This is a genomic window from Streptomyces sp. NPDC048277 (assembly GCF_040652235.1).
In the GTDB taxonomy this organism is placed as follows: Bacteria; Actinomycetota; Actinomycetes; order Streptomycetales; family Streptomycetaceae; genus Streptomyces.
Map to the genome: position 1 here is coordinate 58635 of NZ_JBEZLQ010000027.1, position 21024 is coordinate 79658.

The 21024-nt window shown below is 70.7% G+C and carries 14 protein-coding genes and 2 pseudogenes; 6 read left to right on the forward strand and 10 right to left on the reverse strand.

Going from position 1 to position 21024, the window contains the following annotated elements:
• Positions 1–112 precede the first annotated feature (112 nt).
• The 4 genes and pseudogenes from AB0D85_RS41040 to AB0D85_RS41055 form a co-directional block, all read right to left on the reverse strand.
• Positions 113–448: pseudogene (locus AB0D85_RS41040) on the reverse strand (leucine zipper domain-containing protein); the annotation flags it as partial.
• Between the two features lie 289 nt (positions 449–737).
• The gene (locus tag AB0D85_RS41045; protein ID WP_362332438.1) at positions 738–2726 is read right to left on the reverse strand and encodes a fibronectin type III domain-containing protein; all 1989 of its coding nucleotides are present in this window, start codon (positions 2724–2726) and stop codon (positions 738–740) included.
• A gap of 702 nt (positions 2727–3428) precedes the next feature.
• Positions 3429–4079, reverse strand: a complete 651-nt coding sequence (locus tag AB0D85_RS41050; RefSeq protein ID WP_362332440.1) for a hypothetical protein — start codon at positions 4077–4079, stop codon at positions 3429–3431.
• Positions 4080–4497: 418 nt separating this feature from the next.
• Positions 4498–5688 (reverse strand): ROK family protein, encoded by a 1191-nt coding sequence (locus AB0D85_RS41055; protein WP_362332443.1) that lies wholly within the window; start codon positions 5686–5688, stop codon positions 4498–4500.
• A 186-nt stretch (positions 5689–5874) separates the two neighbouring features.
• Here AB0D85_RS41055 and AB0D85_RS41060 point away from each other — a divergent pair, with 186 nt between their 5' ends.
• The 6 genes and pseudogenes from AB0D85_RS41060 to AB0D85_RS41085 all read left to right on the forward strand — a co-directional run bounded on the left by AB0D85_RS41060 (position 5875) and on the right by AB0D85_RS41085 (position 16508).
• On the forward strand, positions 5875–8325 hold the full coding sequence (locus AB0D85_RS41060; protein WP_362332446.1) for a glycoside hydrolase family 3 C-terminal domain-containing protein: 2451 nt from the start codon (positions 5875–5877) through the stop codon (positions 8323–8325).
• A 79-nt stretch (positions 8326–8404) separates the two neighbouring features.
• Positions 8405–10069, forward strand: a complete 1665-nt coding sequence (locus tag AB0D85_RS41065) for a carboxylesterase family protein (RefSeq protein WP_362332449.1) — start codon at positions 8405–8407, stop codon at positions 10067–10069.
• A 338-nt stretch (positions 10070–10407) separates the two neighbouring features.
• A complete protein-coding gene (locus tag AB0D85_RS41070) occupies positions 10408–13617 on the forward strand; it encodes an alpha-L-rhamnosidase (RefSeq protein WP_362332451.1) in 3210 nt (1069 codons plus the stop codon).
• A gap of 221 nt (positions 13618–13838) precedes the next feature.
• Positions 13839–14803 (forward strand): annotated as a pseudogene (locus AB0D85_RS41075) (chlorophyllase).
• A 135-nt stretch (positions 14804–14938) separates the two neighbouring features.
• Entirely contained in the window at positions 14939–15742 is an 804-nt protein-coding gene (locus AB0D85_RS41080; RefSeq protein ID WP_362332454.1) for a glucose 1-dehydrogenase, read from the forward strand.
• 16 nt (positions 15743–15758) lie between these two features.
• Positions 15759–16508, forward strand: a complete 750-nt coding sequence (locus AB0D85_RS41085) for a glucose 1-dehydrogenase (protein ID WP_362332457.1) — start codon at positions 15759–15761, stop codon at positions 16506–16508.
• On the opposite strand, the gene AB0D85_RS41090 is transcribed toward AB0D85_RS41085, so the two are convergent.
• From AB0D85_RS41090 to AB0D85_RS41115, 6 genes are all read right to left on the reverse strand, one after another.
• Positions 16505–17572, reverse strand: a complete 1068-nt coding sequence (locus tag AB0D85_RS41090; protein WP_362332459.1) for an MBL fold metallo-hydrolase — start codon at positions 17570–17572, stop codon at positions 16505–16507. The genes AB0D85_RS41085 and AB0D85_RS41090 overlap by 4 nt on opposite strands.
• On the reverse strand, positions 17569–19128 hold the full coding sequence (locus tag AB0D85_RS41095; RefSeq protein WP_362332462.1) for a class I adenylate-forming enzyme family protein: 1560 nt from the start codon (positions 19126–19128) through the stop codon (positions 17569–17571). Before AB0D85_RS41095 ends, AB0D85_RS41090 begins: the two co-directional genes overlap by 4 nt.
• 63 nt (positions 19129–19191) lie before the next feature.
• Complete coding sequence (locus tag AB0D85_RS41100) at positions 19192–19512, reverse strand: EthD family reductase (protein WP_362332465.1); 321 nt, start codon at positions 19510–19512, stop codon at positions 19192–19194.
• Positions 19513–19531: 19 nt separating this feature from the next.
• Positions 19532–19915: a nuclear transport factor 2 family protein gene (locus tag AB0D85_RS41105; RefSeq protein ID WP_362332468.1), complete on the reverse strand. Its 384-nt coding sequence runs from the start codon at positions 19913–19915 to the stop codon at positions 19532–19534.
• Positions 19912–20262: a nuclear transport factor 2 family protein gene (locus AB0D85_RS41110; RefSeq protein ID WP_362332471.1), complete on the reverse strand. Its 351-nt coding sequence runs from the start codon at positions 20260–20262 to the stop codon at positions 19912–19914. Before AB0D85_RS41110 ends, AB0D85_RS41105 begins: the two co-directional genes overlap by 4 nt.
• A 105-nt stretch (positions 20263–20367) precedes the next feature.
• Positions 20368–20994: a TetR/AcrR family transcriptional regulator gene (locus AB0D85_RS41115; protein ID WP_362332474.1), complete on the reverse strand. Its 627-nt coding sequence runs from the start codon at positions 20992–20994 to the stop codon at positions 20368–20370.
• Positions 20995–21024 lie beyond the last annotated feature (30 nt).

Here is a 21024-nt window from a genome sequence, read left to right on the forward strand (position 1 = left end):
CCGGATCTGGCAACCGCAGGGCGACGACCCGAGAGCGCTCCTGTGGCAGGGGCAGGCACAACTGGCGACAGATGCCCTGCAAATACGACACCCATCGTGCTCAGGCTCAAGCAGCGAGGTGCCTACTCACTGTTCTATGGCTCATGGAGATGTCGGCCTGATCGGGCTCCAAGGCGATCCTGGCTGCAGACCACTTGTGAGCGCGTGGGAGTTCCTCGATAAGGGCGAGGGTTTTTCGGGAACGGCGGTCGTCGGCTGACGATGCGGCGCCGAAGTACGATCGAGCAGACCGAGGCCACCGTGGCCCCGGTAGCGGTTGACCCACTTGGGACGCGTGCGATAGAGAGATGCCCATCTCGGCTGCCACGAGTGCGATGGGTCGCGTCCGGCACCGTTCGACAAGCCGGCGGCGAGCTCCGACGGACAGCGGCGCATTCTTGTGCGTCAACAGGCAGGCTTCCCTGCTCGAAGAGGAACCGCTGCGCGGTGCCGGGCGGCGGGCCCCGATGAGGATGACGACGAGGTGGAGCCCGGCCGGGGAGACAGGGTGAGCTTGTCCCTGTGCTGCGGGCTCGTCGCTGGGCAGGGCCAGCCCGCTCCCTCTCCTGAAGCCGGTTGCGTATCGCCCGCCCGCGTCGCGCCGAATTGTGCGGACCGGCATCGGAGGCGGGCGAGCGGCCGCCGACGTGGCCTCGCCGCGGCGTATCCGCAGTGACGCAGGACCGGAGTCCCTCGTGTCAGGCCGGCTGCCAGGAGAGAATCGCCTGGTACTGCGACTCGATGCCGCCGGCCGCGATGATGCCCGACGGAACCTCGGACGCTCCGGTGATGGCGTGGTTGTTCTGGATCAGGACGTTCTTGTTGTCGTAGTCGGACGGGCCGTTCGGCCAGTAGTTGCCCTCGATGTCCGTGGGGTCGTAAGTTCCGTCTCCGGCCGTGTAGTTCACGTGTTTACTGCCCCACGGTGAGACGTTGATGTTCCACACCGCGTTGCCGAGGATCGACACATAGGTGGCGCCGTTGTCGGTGTACAGGACGTGGCCGCCGGATGTGTTGAGCTGGTCGTGGACCACGTTGCCGGTGACCTTCTCACCGCTCGCCATCGAGGTGCCGGTGATTCCGTTGGTGTAGACGGCACCGCCGTCCCCGAGCAACGACATGTGATCGTAGATCAGGTTGTCCGAGACCGTGTTGTTGTTCGAGTAGTTCGGCTGCGCGGGCAGGCTGACCTTGTCGGGCCAGCCGCCCCAGCCGATGGAGATGGCCGTGTAGGGCACGTGGTCGATCTGGTTGTGGGTGATGGTCGATGTCTCGATGTATCCGGCGTCGATGGCGACCCCGCCGTGGTATTCGGCGGCGGTGTCGTAGAAGTGGCTGTCTTTCACGGTGATCCCGCTGGTGTGCTGAGCCGAACCGCTCGGCTGTGGGATGTCCACACCTCCCAGGTCGAGACCGTTGCCGGAGATGTCGGTGAACACGCAGGCGGTCACCGTGTCGCCCTGCGAGCCGTTGCCGAGGTCCAGCCCGGCCGCACCGAGGTGGACGAAGTAGTCGTGGTCGAAGTGAATGTTCTTGTCATAGGTGAACCGCACCGCGCCGGGCATCTTCGTCCAGTTGCCGTAGGGGCAGGTGCCGCCTGACACGAACTGGCACAGTCCCTGGGTGGCGTAGCCCGTGGTACCGGTGATCTGGTAGGTCGCCTGGATTTCGGAGAAGCCCGTGCCGGTGTTGGAGGTCGTGTAGTTGGCGTAGCTGAACTGGATGCCCTGGAAGCCGACGTGACTGGGCTCGTCCGAGGCACTGCCGGACGTCGCCACCAGAGTGTCGAGCGAGGGTGCCTCGACGTCCGCGGTGGTCAGGTCTTCCCCGGAACGCGGGATGTAGTAGAACCGGTGCTCGTTCTTGTCCAGGTAGAACTCGCCCGGCTTGTCGAGGAGTTCGTAGGCGTTCTCCACCGCCGTCGGCGCCTCGGTGATCGACTTGCGGCCGACCAGGTTGTAGGTGCGGCCCGAGTCGTCGGTACGCATGACACGCTGGGTGGAGTTGTTCCAGCAGGGCTGGGCCATGGCGATGGCGGTACTCGTGACCGAGGCGACCGGACAGCGCGGCTCGGTCCACAGCCCGAGTCCGCCCCGGTAGACGAACTCGATCGACGACGGATTGCGCCAGCCGGCCATCGGGTCACCGGACGCCGTGGTGTATCCGGTCGCCGTCTGCGTCACCGACACCGGCAGGGCACCGGTCGCACGCTGGGCGCGCACGCCGTCCACGTACAGTTGCCGGGTGTCCAGGCCGGTGGGGGCCGGGGCGGACCAGACGCTGCTGCCCGCGCTGGTCCGCGCCCAGCCGGTGATCTGGACACCGCCGCTGATGACCGGGGACTGTCCGGGCGCCGCCTTCCACCAGACGGTGCCGGCCGTACCGCCGCCCGAGTCCGCGGCAGTGAAGGTGAGCGTCCTGGTCAGCCTGTAGACGCCCCCGGCCAATGTCACGGTGACCGGTCCCGACGTCGACTTGTCGATCGCCCGGACAGCCGTCTGCGCCTTGGCCAGCGTGCGGAAGGGAGCATCGGCGCTGGTCCCCGGGTTGCTGTCACTGCCGCTGGGCGAGACGAAATAGGTGACCGCGGTCGCCGCGTGTGCGGGCAGAACGAGCGCTCCAAGGGACAGGAGCGTGCAGAGTACGGCCGCGGCAACCCGATAAGGCCCGATGAATAAGCGGAACACTCTGACGGGCTTCGCGAAGGGCGCTTGCTGTCTTGTTGAAAACATGCAGGCAAAGTAGGAGCGCGAATGCGAGACGTCAATGCCGCGACGAGGAAACATCGGACCAATAACCGGTCCGTGGCGTGGCCGCCGCCGTCACAGGCGGCTGGAAATCCCTGACCACCCTGACCGCGTCGGGCGACCTCAACGCTGGAGGGACGTCCACGTTGCGCGCGTTCCGGATGGCCGATGGCCGCGAACGGCATGTACACATAGCGGAACTTTCGACCCAGCGCAGCACCGAACGCGGGCGCGGGCGCGTCGCTGACCAGTTCGATGCGCTGCCGGATATACCGATCGGGGCCGAACAGCGCTTCGGCGGCGAGCCGAGGTCGGGCCGGTCGGGCGGCTGCGGCAGATCGAGTACGTCATCGACGATGCACCGGGCACCGGCGAGCACGTTGCCGAAGAAGTATGTCGGCCCAGGTTCGCATCCACGTCCGCCGCTGAACGCCTTTGCCTCGTGCTGTTCGAGGCCGGCGCCGGGGCGCGTCCGGCTGTTCCGTCGGCGATACGGTGAGCGGCGATCAGCGGAGTCGAACGGGCCCCGACGGCCCGGGCGCGCGGGCACGGACCGTCTCGTCCCCGCTCGTCATCCGCATCGAGATCGAAACGTGGGTGGAGCTGCCGCGGCCTGCCCGGGCCATCCCGGACCGGGCCGCGCTACTCGGTCTCAACGTCGGCGACCTGGTGCCGGCGATCGAGCGGACGTACTACGCGGGCGACGGCCGCGCGGTGGAGACAGCCGGCATCGTCGTTCCTGACCCCGCAGTTGTTGTCGGAGGACGCCAGAGCGGCAAACAGCGGCAATTTGCACAGTGGTGGAGGTTCGCCCGCCAGTCCGAGTCGCTGCCAAGCCAGCCGAGCCGAGATCTTCAGCACCCGGCGTGCGCGCATGACGAGCAAGAAGGCGAGCGGCAGTTCCACGAGCACGGCCGAGGCTATGCTCCCCCACACGTCGTCTCGTCCCCAGCTCAGGGAAACGTCGAACCAGGCATCGCAGACGAGGAGTGTGGCTGCCACGAAGGACACCGGAACCAGGGCCTGCCGTCTCAGCCAGACTGCCACCCCGGCGGCGGCCAGCGACACGAACAGCATGACGTCGAAGCCCACCCACACCATGGGCCAGTACCGGGCCTCAAAGCGATCGGGCAACGAAACGGCCAGGTAGACGGTCCAAGGGACGAGCACGAACACGCACAGGGAAAGTTGCCCCACCGCCCGCCGGTGGCGGCGACGCACCATCGGGCTGTCCGGTGAGAACGTCTCGGCCGTCATACCTGTCGTGACGGTGGGATCGCTCCGCTCGTTCATCCTTGCCTGTCCCTGGTATCAGCTCCCGGCCCAGGCCGCCTCCGCCAATGACCGCCCCGCCGATCGCGTCCGACGGACGAGGCGCGGGTGCGAGACCATGCCGCGAGACCTGTCGATCACTCTTCGATAGTACGGCGGGCTCCCCTCCTGTCCTCAGGCGGAGCCACTGACCTGGTCGGCAACGACCACCGACGCCGATCCGGCACACGGAACTGCTCAGGGGGACCCGTGGGGGGGGGGACGGCCGGCTCGTGGCCGACCCCGATGACGACTTCGTGGGCCGGCCGCTCGTCCCAGGACGCGCTCAGCGCTCGTACGGCTGGCGGCTGGCGGGGGCGGGGGCGGGGGCGAAGATGTCGTGCGACCGCCAGTGGCCGGTGGGGATGATGCCTCAGGTCCGCCGGTAGGACCTCGGTCGTCACAGCGGCGAACGGCCCGGTGGCCCGTCCGCCTCCGCTCGGTCCCCGGCCCGCCGGAATCCGTCCCGCAGGGCGATGTCCCGGGCGAGCGTAAGGCTCCCGATCAGCTCGGCGCGGGTGCCGAGGGCGGACGCGACGACCAGGACGCGGTTGTCGAAGCCCGGCTGGGCGAGCCGTTCGATCGAGTCGCGGACGCCGTCGACGAACGCCTCGCCCGCCTGGCTCATCTCGCCGCCGATGACGACGGCCGCGGGGTCGAGCAGCGCGCACAGATTGGCCAGGACGCGGCCGAGGGTACGGCCGGATTCGGCGAAGATCTTCCGGGCCACCGGGTGGTGGGCGATCTCCGGCAGCCGGGACCGCAGGTCGGTGTCGCCCGGGTAGAAGTGCTGGAGCTGGTGGAGCACCTGGCGGACCGAGACGATGGTCTCCAGGCAGCCGCGGTTGCCGCACCGGCACCAGTCGCCGTCCGGGATCACCTGGGTGTGCCCGATCTCGCCCGCGGCCCCGAAGCTTCCGTTGACCGGGATCCCGTGGACGATGAGGCCCGCCCCGATGCCGTCGGACGCCTTGACGTAGATGAGGTTGCCGCGGTGGCCGGTGGCGCCGTGCCGGTGTTCGGCCAGGGCTCCGAGATTCGCGTCGTTGTCGAGGGAGACCGTCAGTCCGGTCCGGGAGCCCAGTTCGGCCGCCAGATCGAGCCCGGACCAGCTGGACAGGATGGTGGGCGAGGCGATCGCCCGTTTGCTCATGTCCAGCGGCCCCGGTATGCCGACGACGCACGCGCTGACGGGCCCGTCGACGGTGAGCCGGACCTCTTCGACCGTCTGCCGGATCATGTCGGCCGTGATGTCCAGGGCCGCGGTCGGCCGGGTGTCCACGTCGATCGCCACCCGCCGCTCCGCCCGGATGGTCAGGTCGAGGGTGGCCGCGGCGACGGTGAGATGCCGGTGGCCGACGTCCGCCCCGACGACCGCGCCCGCCGGATAGCGCGGCCGAAGGCGGCGGCCGGGGCGCCCACGGCCGCCCCTGTTCTCCCCCCGGTGCTCGGTCAGCAGCTCCTCGGTGAGGAGGCCGCGGACGACGGCCGCGACGACCGGACGGCTCATGCCGAGCGCCGTCTGGAGTTCGGGACGCGACGCGCTCCCGTGCCGCCGGACATGGGACAGGATCTCGTCACGGGCCGACACGTGTCACCTCCCCTGTGAGGGCGTCAATTTATGTCTGACAAGTGCGGAATTCCAGAGGGTTGACGCATCGAATGTGCGAATTTACCCTCCATGAGCGTTCGATCTTTTATAGAACCACCTGCTTCGACTCGAATTCTGTCCATGGGAGACATAAATCGTCGGGCACTTCAGTGGTGAGGAGTTCGCATGGAGCTCGATCGAAGATCGGTACGACGCCACGGCAGCCGTTTACGTCGTACGGCGCTGATCGCGGGAGTGAGCGCGGCGCTTCTCGCCGGGGGCACGGCCGTGGCTCCCGGCGCCACGGGCGCGGACAGCACGGGCGTGACCGTCAAGGTGTCCTCCCGCGTCGCCGCCCTCGTCGCCCGGATGACGCTCGACGAGAAGCTGTCCTTCGTCCATGGCGGCACCGATCCCCAAGCGCTCGGGCAGGCCGGGTACATCCCTGGTGTGCCCCGTCTCGGTATCCCCGAACTGCGGCTCACCGACGGCCCGGCGGGCGTCCGCGTCAACGAGCACGCCACCGCGATGCCGGCACCGGTCGCCCTGGCCTCGTCCTTCGACGACCAACTGGCCCGGGAGTTCGGCCGGACCATCGGACGCGACGGCCGTGCGCTCGGCCAGGACGTCCTGCTCGCACCCATGACGAACTCCATCCGGGTGCCGTACGCGGGGCGGAACTTCGAGACCTTCAGCGAGGACCCGCTGCTCAGCTCCCGCATGGTGGCCGGTGAGGTCGAGGGCGTCCAGAGCCAGGGCCTGATCGCCACCGTCAAGCACTACGCCGAGAACAACCAGGAGGACAACCGCATGGGGGTGAACGTCAACGTCGACGAGCAGACCCTGCGGCAGATCGAACTGCCCGCCTTCGAGGCCGCCGTCAAGGCCGGCGCCGGGGCGGTGATGTGCTCGTACAACTCGGTGAACGGCAGCCACGGCTGCGGCAGCGACGAACTGCTGAACTCGATCCTCAAGGAGCAGTGGGGGTTCGCGGGCTGGGTCATGTCGGACTGGGGCGCGGCTCACGCGACGACCGACATCGTGAACGGCCTCGACCAGGAGATGCCGAGCGGCGTCTTCCTGGGCGACGAACTGAAGACCGCGATATCCGACGGCACCATTCCGGTCTCGGCCCTGAATGATTCGGTCGCGCGCATTTTGCAGCAGATGGCGAAATTCGGTCTTCTCGACGGTGCGGCTGCCCGGCGGCCCGCACGCGATCCGGAAGGCGGCGCGAAAGTCGCCCAGAAGGTGGCCGAATCCGGCGCGGTCCTGCTGAAGAACACCGGCGACGCGCTTCCGCTGACCGGCAAGGACACCAGCATCGGGCTCATCGGCCCGACCGCGAAGACACCGAAGGTCACCGGCGGCGGCAGCTCCAACGTCGTCCCGGACTCCGCGGCCTCACCGCTGGACACCATCACCGCGCGGGCCGGCCGGCACACCACGGTGCGCTACGCGGCCGGCGGTGACAACACCGGCGTCCTCATCCCCGCCTCGGCCCTCAGCCCCGCCCTGCCGGTCGACGCGGACGGCTCGATCCCCGTCACACCGGACGCCTCCTTCTACTACAGCGGCACCCTCACCGTGCCGGCAGACGGCGACTACTCCTTCGTCTTCGACCTTCCCGCGGCGTACGGCGTGCTGAAGATCGACGGGAACAGTGTCATCACCGGTTTCCTGGGCTCCAGCAGTGCCACGGTGCACCTCACGGCGGGCACGCACAGCCTTGAGGCCGGTGCCCTCGCGATCCAGGGCGGACCGACGAAGGTCCGGCTGAGCTGGATCACCCCGCAGGCCGCGCAGGCCGCGCGGGAGCAGGCGGTGGCCCTGGCCCGCCAGGTGAAGACCCCCGTCGTCTTCGCCTACGACGACGGCACCGAAGGCTTCGACCGGAAGGACCTCTCCCTGCCGGCCGACCAGGACGGGCTCATCTCCGCCGTCGCCGACGCCAACCCGAACACGATCGTCGTCCTCAACACCGGGTCGTCGATCACCATGCCGTGGCTGTCCAAGGTCAAGGCGGTACTCGACATGTACTACCCCGGGGAGAACGGGGCCGAGGCCACCGCCGCCCTGCTCTACGGCGACGTGAACCCCTCGGGCAAGCTCACCCAGACGTTCCCCGCGAGCGAGTCCGCCACACCGGTGGCCGGCGACCCACTCAGGTACCCGGGAGTGGGCAGCCAGGAGAACTACTCCGAGGGCGTCTACGTGGGCTACCGCTGGTACGACAAGGAGGGGGCCGTCCCGCTCTTCCCCTTCGGCTACGGGCTGTCGTACACCTCCTTCGCCTACCGCGACCTCGCAGTACGGCAGAGTCACGGCGCGTTGACCGTCTCGTTCACCCTGAAGAACACCGGCACCCGCGCCGGTGCCGAGGTCGCCCAGGTCTACGTCGGCGCGAGCCCGGGGACCACGGCGCCGCAGGCGGTGCGCTCGCTCAGCGGCTACCAGAAGGTGCGGCTGCGCGCGGGTCAGTCGAAGACCGTGCGCATCCGGGTCGACGCCCAGCAGCTGAAGTACTGGGACACGTCCTCCCACGCCTGGGTGCTCGGCACCGGGATACGGGACGTGTGGGTGGGCTCCTCGTCGCGGACGCTCCCCCTGCACGGCAGCGTCGGCGTCACCCGCTGACCGCCCGGTTCCTCCCCCACCCCCCCACCACGGATGCCGGCCGCGCCGCCGCGGCCGGCATCCCGCCAGAGAGGTCCCCATGACTGCCAGCAGAATCCGTACTGCCCTGGGCGGCGCGCTGATCCTGTCGATGACCGCTGTCGGGCTGCTGCCCGCTACGGCGTCCGCGACCACGTCCGCGGCTGTGTCCGTGACCGGGTCCACGACAACGTCCGTGGCTGCGTCCGCGAGTGCGCCGACCGTGGTGCCCACCGACAAGGGCGCCGTGCGCGGCGCCGTCTCCCAGGGCGTCGAGCGGTTCGTCGGCATCCCCTACGCGGCGGCCCCCACCGGCGCCCTGCGCTGGAAGCCACCACGGCCCGCGACGCGCTGGACCGGTGTCCGGGAGGCCACCGCCTTCGGCAACCCCTGTCCCGTCCTGCCCAGCGGCAACGGCCCGCGCAGCGAGACCGAGGACTGTCTCGACGTCAACGTGTGGCGGCCGGCGGGCGTGCGGGCCGGTGCCCGTCTTCCCGTGCACGTGTTCATCCACGGCGGTGGGCTGACCAACGGCAGCGGCGCGCAGAACGACGAGTCGCAGCTCGTACGGCAGACGGGCGTGATCGGCGTCTCGCTCAACTACCGGCTCGGCGTCTTCGGCTTCCTCGGACTGCCGGCCCTCACCAAGGAGGGCGGCGAGTCCGGGAACTACGGCTTCATGGACCAGCAGGCGGCGCTGCGCTGGGTGCAGCGCAACATCGCGGCCTTCGGCGGGAACCCCGCCGCGGTCACCATCGACGGTGAGTCCGCGGGCGGCTGGTCCGTCTGCGGACATCTGGTGTCGCCCGGTTCACGCGGTCTGTTCGCCCGCGCCGTGATCCAGAGCGGCTCCTGCCCCAGCGAGCCGCAGGACCAGGCCGAGACGACCGGCACGGCGTTCGCCCGGCAGGCGGGCTGCGACGGCACCGACCAGGCGGCCGTACTCGGCTGTCTGCGGTCGGCTTCGGCGGGTGCGCTCCTGGACGCGGGCCGGACCTTCTCGGCCGGTTTCGTCGAGGGGACCCCGACGTTCCCGGTCGATGTGCGCGAGGCGGTGGACAGCGGGCGGTTCGCCCGTGTGCCCGTGCTCGTCGGCGCCAACCGTGACGAGGGCCGCACCTTCGCCCAGGGCTACATAGGGGCGGGCAAGGAGGCCTACCTGGGCTTCGTCCAGGGCGTCGCCGGGGACCGTGCCGACGAGGTCCTCGCCCACTACCCGTGGCCCGAGACGTCCGACCCGTACACCGCGGCGTACCTCGTCGGCGCGATCATGACGGATGCGGGGTTGATCGCCGGGATCGGCGGGTGCGGGCAACGCTCGCTCGTCCGGACCTTCGAGCGGTACACCCCCACCTACTCGTACGAGTTCGACCACCGGACCGGTCCCGGCCTCACCCAGATACCCGGCTACGTCTGGGGAGCCGGCCACGCGGCGGAACTCGCCTACATCTGGCCCAGCTTCGACAACGGCGCGCCGATCGCCCCGCTGTTCAACGCCGACGAGCGCCGGCTCGCCCGCGAGATGACGCGGTACTGGGGCGCCTTCACGAAGACCGGCCGGCCGCACGTCGCCCGGCAGGTCGCCTGGCCCGCCTACCACGGCGGCAAGGGGGTGACGCTGTCACTGCGGGCGGGGGGCAGGAGTGTCCTGATCGACGACGCCCGGTTCTCCGCGGAACACCAGTGCTCGTTCTGGGACTCCGTGCCGCTCACACACGGCTCCTGAAAGTGCGTTCCCGGGCTCGGCGGGTCCAGGACACCTCATGCGGGGACAGCGCCGCGCCGTTGTCCGACGCAGACCCCGCCCCGCCGTTGTCCGACGGGGTCCGGATGCGGCGCCCGGTCTGTCCGCTGTCCGCGGCGACCGGGCCCGCGTCCGCGGCGGATTGAAACCGTTCAATCGGCCCGCCGACCCCGCCGGGCCTCCCGCGTCTCTCGACGCCACGAACTGACCACGTGAGAAAATCCCGTGCACGACGATTGACCCCCACCTCACCCCGCTCTACGTTTTCCACGCCTCTTCGTTCTGAATCGATTCACTCTCCCTGTGCGTGAGGAGCCGTAGTGATCAGCAGGAGGAACATTCTGGCGGGGACCGCCGCCGCGGTCGTGGCAGCGGCGGTCGACGGTGGGGCGGCGGTGGCCGCGCCCGGGTCCGGACCGGGGCGGGGCCAGGACCTCGGCGCCGGACCGCGCGTCGCCGGCACCAGCGTGGAGTACGTCCGGCACCCTCTCGGCCTCGACGCCCGACGCCCGCGACTCAGCTGGCCCTTGGCCGGCGACGGGACGGGGGTGCGGCAGAGCGCCTACCAGGTCCGCGTCGCCACCAGCGCGTCCGGGCTGGCGCGTCCGGACGTCTGGGACAGCGGAAAGGTCACGTCCGCCGAGTCCGCGCTCGTGCCGTACGCCGGGCCCGCCCTGAAGCCCCGTACCCGGTACCACTGGTCCGTGCGGGTGTGGGACGGCGACGGCCGGGTCTCCGGCTGGAGCGAGCCCTCGTGGTGGGAGACCGGACTCATGGACACCGGACAGTGGACCGCCCACTGGATCTCCGCCCCGGCAACTCTCACCGACGCGCCGTCCTTCGAGGGCGGTTCGTGGATCTGGTTCCCCGAGGGCGACCCGACGAGCAGCGTGCCGGCCGCCACCCGCTGGTTCCGCGGCAGAACCGAACTGCCCGCCGGGATCACGGCGGCGACGCTCGCCATCACCGCCGACAACGTCTACACCGTCTCCGTGAACGGCGTCGAGGTGGCCCGCACCGACCTCGACACCGACAACGAGGACTGGCGCCGCCCTGCCGTCGTCGACGTACTGGACCAGGTGCACGCGGGGGACAACGTTGTCGCGGTCTCCGCCACCAACGCGACCGTGGGCCCGGCCGGGCTCCTGGCCGTTCTCGTGGTCCGTACCGCCACCGGTGAGCGGAAGGTGTTCACGGACGCCTCCTGGAAGGCCGTCGACCGGCAACCCGCTGACGGCTGGGCCGAGTTGGGCTTCGACGACAGCGACTGGCCGGCGGTCAGGGTGGCGGCGGCCTGGGGCGGCGGTCCCTGGGGGCGGGTCGTTCCGGTGTCGTACGCCGTCACCCAACTGCGCGGCGAGTTCCGGCTGCCGCGCAAGAAGGTGGTCCGTGCCCGGCTGTACGCCACCGCGCTCGGCCTGTACGAGGCCCATCTCAACGGCAGCCGGGTGGGCACCGACCAGCTCGCCCCGGGCTGGACCGACTACCGCACCCGGGTGCAGTACCAGACCTACGACGTCACCGACCTGCTGAGACCGGGCGCCAACGCGCTGGGCGCCTACCTCGCTCCCGGCTGGTACGCGGGCAACGTGGGCATGTTCGGGCCCGGTCAGTACGGCCCGCACCCGGCGTTCCTCGCCCAGTTGGAGGTCGTGTACGCGGACGGGACCGGTGAGCGCCTCACCTCGGGCACCGACTGGCGGGCCGCCGCCGGGCCGATCGTCGCCGCCGACCTGCTGAACGGCGAGACCTACGACGCGCGCAAGGAGACCCCCGGCTGGACCTCGCCCGGCTTCGACGACGGGAGTTGGCTCGGCGTACGGGGCGAGGGCGACATCGGGCCGGGGCTGATCGTCGCCCAGGTGGACGGACCGGTGCGAGTGGAACGGGAGTTGACGCCGAAGGCGGTGACCCGGCCCAAGCCCGGAGTGTATGTGTTCGACCTGGGGCAGAACATGGTCGGCTCGGTGCGGCTGCGGGTCTCCGGCGACGCCGGGACGACCGTCCGGCTGCGGCACGCCGAGGTGCTCAACCCGGACGGCACTCTCTACACCGCCAACCTGCGCAGTGCGGCGGCGACGGACACGTACACCCTCAAAGGCCAGGGCGAGGAGGTCTACGAACCCCGCTTCACCTCCCACGGGTTCCGGTACGTCGAGGTGACCGGGTTCCCCGGCACGCCCACCGCAAGGGCGGTCACCGGGCGGGTCATGCACACGGACGCCCCCTTCACCCTCGACTTCGAGACCGACGTGCCGATGCTGAACCAGCTGCACCACAACATCACCTGGGGACAACGCGGCAACTTCCTCTCCGTGCCCACCGACACCCCCGCGCGCGACGAGCGGCTGGGCTGGACCGGCGACATCAACGTCTTCTCACCGACTGCCGCCTACACCATGGAGTCGGCACGGTTCCTGTCCAAGTGGCTCGTCGACCTGCGGGACTCACGGACCCCGGCGGGCGCCTTCACGGACGTGGCACCGGCGGTCGGTGCCCTCGGCAGCGGTACGGCGGGCTGGGGCGACGCCGGTGTCACCGTCCCCTGGGCCCTCTACCAGGCCTACGGCGACCGGCAGGTGCTGGCCGACGCCTGGCCGTCGGTGCAGGCCTGGCTCACGTACCTGGAGCAGCACAGCGACGGGCTGCTGCGCCCGGCCGAGGGCTACGGCGACTGGCTGAACGTCGGCGACGACACCCCCAAGGACGTCATCGCCACCGCCTGCTTCGCGCACAGCGCCGACCTGGCGGCCCGGATGGCCGGGGAACTCGGCGCGGACCCGGCGCCGTACAGCGACCTCTTCGCGCGGATCCGGGCGGCCTTCCAGAACGCCTACGTCGGCTCCGACGGCCGGGTGCGGGGTGACACGCAGACGGCGTACGTCCTCGCGCTGTCGATGGACCTGCTGCCGGAAGCGTCCCGCAAGGCGGCCGGCGACCGGCTGGTGGCGCTGATCGAGGGCCGGGACTGGCACCTGTCCACCGGTTTCCTCGGCACGCCCCGGCTGCTGCCCGTCCTCACCGACACCGGGCACACGGACGTCGCCTACCGACTGCTGCAGCAGCGCTCGTACCCCAGTTGGGGGTACCAGATCGACCGGGGCTCCACCACGATGTGGGAGCGCTGGGACTCGATCCGGCCCGACGGCAGTTTCCAGGACCCGGGCATGAACTCCTTCAACCACTACGCCTACGGCTCGGTGGGCGAGTGGATGTACACGAACATCGCCGGCATCGCGGCGGGGCGGCCCGGCTACCGGGAGATCGTCGTCCGCCCGCGTCCGGGCGGCGCGGTCACCTCCGCCCGCGCCACGTTCACCTCGGTGTACGGGCCCGTCTCCACCCGCTGGCGGCTGCGGTCCGGGCGGTTCACCCTGACCTGCGAGGTGCCGCCCAACACGACCGCCGAGGTCTGGATCCCGGCGTCCGACCCGACGGCGGTCAGCCACGCCCACGGCACGTTCCTGCGCCGGGAGGACGGTTGCGTGGTGTACCGCGTGGGTTCCGGCACCCACGAGTTCACCGCCTGAGCGCACCGCGGGGTCCGGCAGACGGGAGCCGGACCCCGCGGTTCCGTCAGCGGCGGGCGGGCCGGGGCGGTGGTGACGGGATCCGTCCGGGCCGGGAAGTGCCGCCTTCCCGCGCCCGTTTGACAAAACGGGACACCGTCCCGAATATAAGCGGAGCACTGTCCCGTTTCGGTCCGGCCCGAGGCCGGCAGCCGGGCAGGCCCCAGAAGGGAACCCCTCCCATGAGTTCGTTCACCGGCACCTCCGCCGAGTCCGGTTCGCCCGTCCCTGTCCTGTCGTACAGCCCAGTGGTGCTGACCGTGCCCGGACGCCCCGTCGACCTCCAGGTCCGCGTCTCGGCTCCCGCGACCGGCACCGGGCTGCCCGTCGTCCTGCTCTCCCACGGTCACGGCGGCTCCAACAACACCTCTCCTCGCTGAACGGGTACGCACCCCTCGCCGACCTCTGGGCCGCCGCCGGATTCGCCGTCGTCCAGCCCACGCACCTCAGCTCCCGGACCTTGAGCCACCGGCTCGCCGACGCCCCGGGAGCCCCCTTCTTCTGGCGCTCCCGCGCCGAGGACATGAGCCATGTCCTGGACAGGCTCGACGAGTTGGAGAGGACCGTGCCCCAACTCGCCGGACGCCTCGACCACGACAGGATCGCGGTCGCCGGACACTCCCTCGGCGGCCACACCGCGAGCCTTCTGCTGGGCGCCCGGACCACCGACCCCGCCACCGGAACGGAACTGGACCTGCGCGAGCCCCGGATCAAGGTGGGCGTGCTGCTGGCCGCACCCGGCAGGGGCGGCGACGTCCTCAAGGGACCGATGGCCGAGATCGTGTCGTTCTTCGACGCCACCGACTTCTCCACGATGACCACGCCCACCCTGGTCGTCGCCGGCGACAAGGACGACTCCGCGCACTTCACCGACATCGGCCCCGACTGGCACGCCGACCCCTACCATCTCGCCCCCGCCCCCAAGACCCTGCTCACCCTGTTCGGCGCCGAGCACCTGCTCGGCGGCATCTCCGGATACGACGCCGAAGAAACCACCGACGAGAACCCCCAGCGGGTCGCCGCCCTCGGGCGGCTCACCTCCGCCTACCTGCGCACTCGGCTCTCGCCGGGCGACCGCTCCTGGCAGGAGGCGTGCGAGGCGTTGACGACCGGGGCCGCCGCGGCCGGACACGTCATGTTCAAGTAGCCGGCCGCGGCAGGGCACTCTGCCGAGAGTCACCGGTGCGCACTTCTTGTCGCCCTCACCGCGGGAACCTAGACTCTCGACCATGAGCTGAAGTTAGTTCAGTTCAGGATGATCCTCGGTGGAAGGGAGCGGACCGTGGACGGTTCCCTCAAGGGCAAGGTCGCTCTCGTCACCGGCGCGGGCCGGGGCATCGGCCGGGCCATCGCGGTGGAGCTGGCCCGGCAGGGCGCTGCGGCCGTGACCGTCGCGGACCTGAACGGAGCGGCCGTCGGCGAGACCGCCGAGTTGGTGCGTGCCGAGGGGGCGAACGCCGAGGCGGTCGTGTGCGATCTGCGGCTGCGCGACGACATCGAGGCCATGGTGGCGAGGTGCGCCGAACGCTTCGGCGGCCTCGATGCGCTGGTCAACAACGCCGGAGTCATCGACACCGCGTTCACGACCGGCCCGGACCACGGTGTCGGTTCGCTCCCCGAGGAGGTCTGGGACGCCGTCTACGAGGTCAATCTCAAGGCGGTATGGCTGACGACCAAGTTCGCGGCACCGTACCTGCGCCGCTCCACCCGCGGTCCGGCCATCGTCAACGCCGCCTCCGTCTCCGGCCTGGTCGGCTTCCCCGACTGCCCCGCCTACGGCGTCACCAAAGCCGGTGTCATCCATCTGACCAAGGTCACCGCGGTCGACCTGGCCCCGGTGCGCTGCAACTGTTTCTGTCCCGGCGTCATCGACACCCAGCTCACGCAGGAGTACTTCGCCGCGGCCGCGGACCGCGACGCGATGACACGGGAACTGGTGGCCCCGCAGCTGGTGGACCGGCTGGGGCGGCCGGAGGAGGTGGCGCGGCTCGCCTGCTTCCTGGCCTCGGACAGCGCGGCGTTCATCACGGGCGCCGCCTATGTGATCGACGGCGGCGCGCTGGCCTGGCGCGGCGTCAAGGACTGAGGGAGGGACGGGTGTGATGGAGACGAGGCTGGGCGGCCGGGTGGCCCTGGTGACCGGCGCGACCGGAGGCATCGGCGACGCCGTCGTACGACGGCTCGCGGCCGAGGGCGCCACGGTAGTGGTGACGGACGTCGACGCCGGGGGCTGCGAGAAGCTCGCCGACGAGGTCGGGGGCGGGGCCGTCGGGCTGGCGCTGGACGTGAGTGACGAGTCGGCCTGGGAGGCGGTCGTGGACCGGGTGACCGGCCGGCTCGGCTCCCTGTCGGTGCTCGTGAACAACGCCGGGATCGCCGCGATGCGCACCGTCGAGACGGAGACCCGGGACTCCTGGGACCAGGTGATCGGGGTGACCCAGACCGGTGTCTGGCTCGGTATGAAGCACGCCGGCGCGGCCATCGAGCGTTCGGGGGGCGGCTCGGTCGTCAACGTCGCGTCGATCTTCGGTACGGTCGGCGGCTTCGGCTCCCAGTTCTCGTACCACGCGGCCAAGGGCGCCGTGCGTCTCATGACGAAGAACGCCGCATTGCACTGGGCCAGGCGCGGCGTCCGGGTCAACTCCCTGCATCCCGGCTTCATCGAGACACCGCGGTCCCGTGAACTGTGGCGGGACACACCGCGGTTGGCGGCGATGCTCGACGGCACACCGCTCGGCCGGCTCGGTACTCCCGAGGAGGTCGCGGCGGCCGTGGCGTTCCTGGCCTCCGACGACGCGAGCTTCATGACCGGCTCGGAGCTGTATGTCGACGGAGGCTGGACGGCACGTTAACCCGCGGCGGTCCCAGAGGGCGCGGTGTAGCGGTCGACACCGTCGCCCGACCGGGTGCGCCGGACGTGACCGCGGGCCGCCAGTACGTCGAGGTGGGCCGCGGTCTCGTTGACCGCGAGCATCTGGTTGAAGGCGTTCAGGTCGGCGAAGGGCACCTTGCGCCGCGTCCATCCCAGTTCACCGGCCACGTCGTGGGCGTTCAGGGTGCGGTCGCCGAGGACCGCCAGGGTCTGGGCGAGCCGGTCGTCGTGATGGGCCAGCAGCTCTCCGACCCTGCTGTGCACGCTGTCGCCCACCGGGCCGTGCGCGGGCAGCAGCCGGGCGTCCGAGAGCGTCGTCAGCATCCGGAGCGAGTCGAGATAGTCGCCCAACGGCAGTTCGGCAGGGCCGAGTTCGAAGCCGATGGACGGGGTGATGTGGGGCAGGACGTGGTCCCCGGAGAACAGCAGGCCCCGGGCCCGGTCCAGATAGACGACGTGTCCCCGGGTGTGGCCCGGGGTCGGGACGACCTGCAACGTCGCGTCGCCGAACCGGATTTCCTCCGCCTCCAGCCAGCGATCCGGGGCCTCCCACACCCTCGGGTCGAAGTCACCGTGGTCCATCGCGGCCACCCGCTCGGCGAGTTCGCCCGCACCGGACCGCGTCAGTGTCTCCAGCGAACCGGCCGGCTGCGTCGTGCGCAGTGATCCGAGCAGTTCCAGGCCGCGGCGTTCGCCGGAGCCCAGGTAGACCCGGGAGCCGAGCAGCCTGCGCAGCGTCACGGCCTGGGTGTAGTGGTCGCGGTGGATGTGGGTGACCAGGATGTGGCTGATCTCGCCGAGGTCGTGGCCGATCTCGGCGAGCGCCTCCTCCAGTGCCGTGCGGGACTCGGGGATCGACCAGCCCCCGTCGATCAGGACCAGCCCGTCCGCGAGGCCTTCCAGCGCGTACACGTTGACCGCCCGCAGTCCGTCGTCCGGCAGCGGGAGCGGGATGCGGTGGACGCCGGGCCGTACGGTCTCGGCTCCCGCCTCCGCCCACCGGCCGCGGTCGAAGCGGGAGGTGCGGGTCGTGGGGGTGGTCATGCGTCTCCTTGCCGGTGCGGTTGCGGGGCCGGCTCCGGGGTGAGCCGGGTGTGCAGCTCGTGTGCGAGTCTGCGGGCTCCTGAGCGGTCGAGCTTGCCCACCGTGGTCTGGGGCAACTCGGTCACGGTGAAGGCGAATTCGGGCCACTTGGCCTTGGAGAGGCCGGTGCGGTCGAGGTGTGCGGTGATGTCGTCGAGGCCGATGCCGTCGCGGTCGTCCTCCGTGACCACGAGCACGGCCGCCCGTTCGCCGAGCAGCGGGTCCGGTACGGGCACCACACAGGCGCGGGCGACACCCGGGTGGGCGGCGACGGCGCGTTCGATCTCCGTGATGTCGAGGTTGCGGCCGCCCCGGATGATGACGTCCTTCTCCCGGCCCATGACGGTGACCGTCCCGTCGTCGCCGGTCACCAGCAGGTCCCCGGTGGGGAAGAAGCCGTCCGGGGTGAGGGCGGGCGGTTCGACCTTGCCGTCGCGGGCGTAACCGAGGAACAGGGAGGGGCCGCGGACCTCGGCCCGGCCGGTCAGGCCGGGGCCCAGGACGGTGCCGTCGGCGCCGACCGCGCGCAACTCGGTGCCGGGGAACGGGCGTCCGTCCCGGCCCAGCCGGATCTCCTCGGGGTCGTCGGGGCTCGGGGAGGTGTGCCCGAGGCATTCGGACATGCCGAAGACGCGCAGGATCCGGGTCCCGAGCGAGCGTTCGGCACGGCCGAGGGCGCCGCGGTCCATGGGACCGCCGCCGACGGTGATCGAGCGAACGCCTTCGAGGACCCGTGATCCGGCGGCCGCGGAGCCCATCTGAAGTGCCATGGTCGGCACGCACATGGTCCATCGGACGTCGTTCGCGGACATCCGCGCCAGTGCCTCCTCGCGGTCCCACCGGCCGCTGAGGACGAGCGGGCCGCCCAGCATCAGTGCCATGCCCACGCCGAAGCAGTAGGCGGCGGTCGAGGAGAGGGGCACGATCGCGGCCACCGCGTCGCCGTCGCGCAGCCTGTTGATCTCCGCGGTGCGGGCGCATGCGTAGCGCAGGGCGCCCTCGGACTGGACCACCCCTTTGGGCCGCCCGGTGGAGCCGGAGGTGAGGCCGATGAGCGTGCCGCCGGACCAGCGGGAGACATCGTGCGGGCCGTGGCCGGCGAGCACCTCCCAGCCGTCGAGGGCGTCGGCCGTCCGCACATCCGCGACACCTTTCCCGGTGGCCGCGACGCCGTCCCGGGCCTGCCATGTCTCGGCCGCGGACGGTTCGGCGACGACTGCGTCGGGGCGGATGTCCTCCAGCACCGCCGTGAACTCGGCCTCGGTCGTGTGCCGGTTGACCAGTGCCAGGACCCCGCCGGTCAGCCCCACGGCGAGGGTCGCGGCGACGGTGCGCCAGGAGTTGTCGGCCTGGAGCAGTACGGTCCCGCCGGGCGCTCCGTCCGGTGCCATGGCGTGGGCCAGTTCGGCCGCGTGCGCCAGCAGGTCACGCGCGCCGTGCCGGCCGAAGTCGTCGACGACGGCTGTGAAGTCGGTGTTCTCCGCGCGTTCCTGGAACTCCCGCACTGTCTGTCGCATCCGCTGCTTCCTCGCCTCTTCGCGCGAAGGGTGTTGATGAAGGTCCGTCCCGGACGGGCGTGCTCAGCCCGGGTACAGCTCCGTCTCGCCGCCCAGGACGGCGATCCGCCGGCCCCGCATGTCCCCGACCTGGGCGACCGCGGCCGCCCACTCGGGGCTGGCGAGTGCCGTGCGCAGGTCCTCGGCGGTGTCGAAGCCCAGGACGGAGACCCCGTCCCAGCCCTCGGAGCGCGGTTCGAGGGCCGTGTCGATGTCGGTGTGCCGCCAGGAGCGCAGCCCGGGCAGGACGCGGGTGAGTTCGGCGTGTTCGCCGCGCCACCAGCCGATGAACCGTTCGTGCGTCCACTCGGGCGGCCGGGCGGCCAGCAGGATCAGGTTGTACATGGCGCCCTCCTCGGGCTTCTCAGGTGAACAGCACCTCGGGCGAGCGTCCGATCATCAGGCGGCGCAGCCGGCCGGTGCCGTCGAGGCGGGCGCCTGCCACGAAGGTGGCCTCCGGTACCCCGGAGCGCCGAACCTCCCCAAGGAACAGTTCGTCCAGGCCCGCGGTGCTCGCGGTGAGCAGGTGGTGCGTGCGGACGCCCACCTCGCGCTGGGCGAGGTAGCCCGCCAGCTCGGCCCGGCCGCCGTGGAAGTCGGTCGCGCCACCGCCACCGGTCGAGAAGAGGAGGGAGAAGGAGAAGTCGTCACTGATCAGGTCCAGGACGTGGTCGGCGTCCTCGCTGTCGAGGAGGGCGAACCACCGGGTCAGGAACGCCGCGGTGGACTGCGCCGCCGGGGCGGTCACGGCCGGTCCACGAGGTCGAAGTCGGTGGTGAAGAAGGACTGGTAGCGGGCCATCAGCCCGGCGGGCGAGATCTGCGCGGCGGAGAGGAACGCCCCCGTGGTGACGCCCTTCTCGACGACGAAGCCGTACGCCGTCTCCACATCGCCGTCGATCGCGAACCTCCTGATGTCATGGGTACGGTCCACGGCCTGGCGCCCCGCTATGTACGCGGCGAACTCCTCGCGGGAGGTCCCGCTCCGGTCGCCGCCCGGCAGGGCGATGAGGAAACGGAAGCCGGGCTCCACCAACTCCAGGGCCTTCTCCGGATCCTGGCCGTCCATACGGGCCATGTATGCGCGCAGCACCATTGCCGATCCCTCTCCCTCGCACCCCTTGAAGCAACCTGAGTTCAGTTCAGTTTGACTGTAGGACGGCCGCCCCGGCCCCGACAAGAGGCGGGACGGAGCCGGAGACTATTCGGCGACCATGCGCACCACGCATCCCTCGATCATCTCGCTGATCTCGGCGAGGGGGATCGCTCCGGTCGGGCGGTACCAGCGCCAGACGCTGACGATCATGCCGAGCACGGACAGGCCGAGGGTGTGGGCGTCGCGCAGCGGGAACGCCCCCTTGGACATGCCCCGCATCAGCAGGTTCGTCCAGTCCCGCTCGACCATCTGCACCAGCTGCCGTGCGGCGACCCGCTCGGTCTCCTCCCGCTTGGACTTGCGGGGGTTGGCCAGCAGGGACATGTTGGCCTGGAGGATGCGCATCTGGCGGATCTCCTGCTCGCTGACCGCGAAGGCGGAGCGTACCGCGGCGCGCACCTCCTCGACCGGCTCCGTCAGGTCCTTGGTGGCCTCGACGAACTGGTCGTGGGAGCGCTGGAGCTCCAGGCGCATGATGGTGAGCAGGCAGTGGGCCTTCGACTCGAAGTAGTGGTAGAGCGCGGTCTGCCCGATGCCGACCCGGTCGGCCACCTCGGACCACTTGGTGCTCTCGTAGCCGTCCTCCCCGAACCGCTCCACCGCGGCCACCAGGATGGCCGCCCGCTTCGACCTGGGCCCCTCCTCCGGATCCACGATCCGTGCCCTTGCCATCGTCTCTCCCTCTGCTCCACGGCCGGTTCC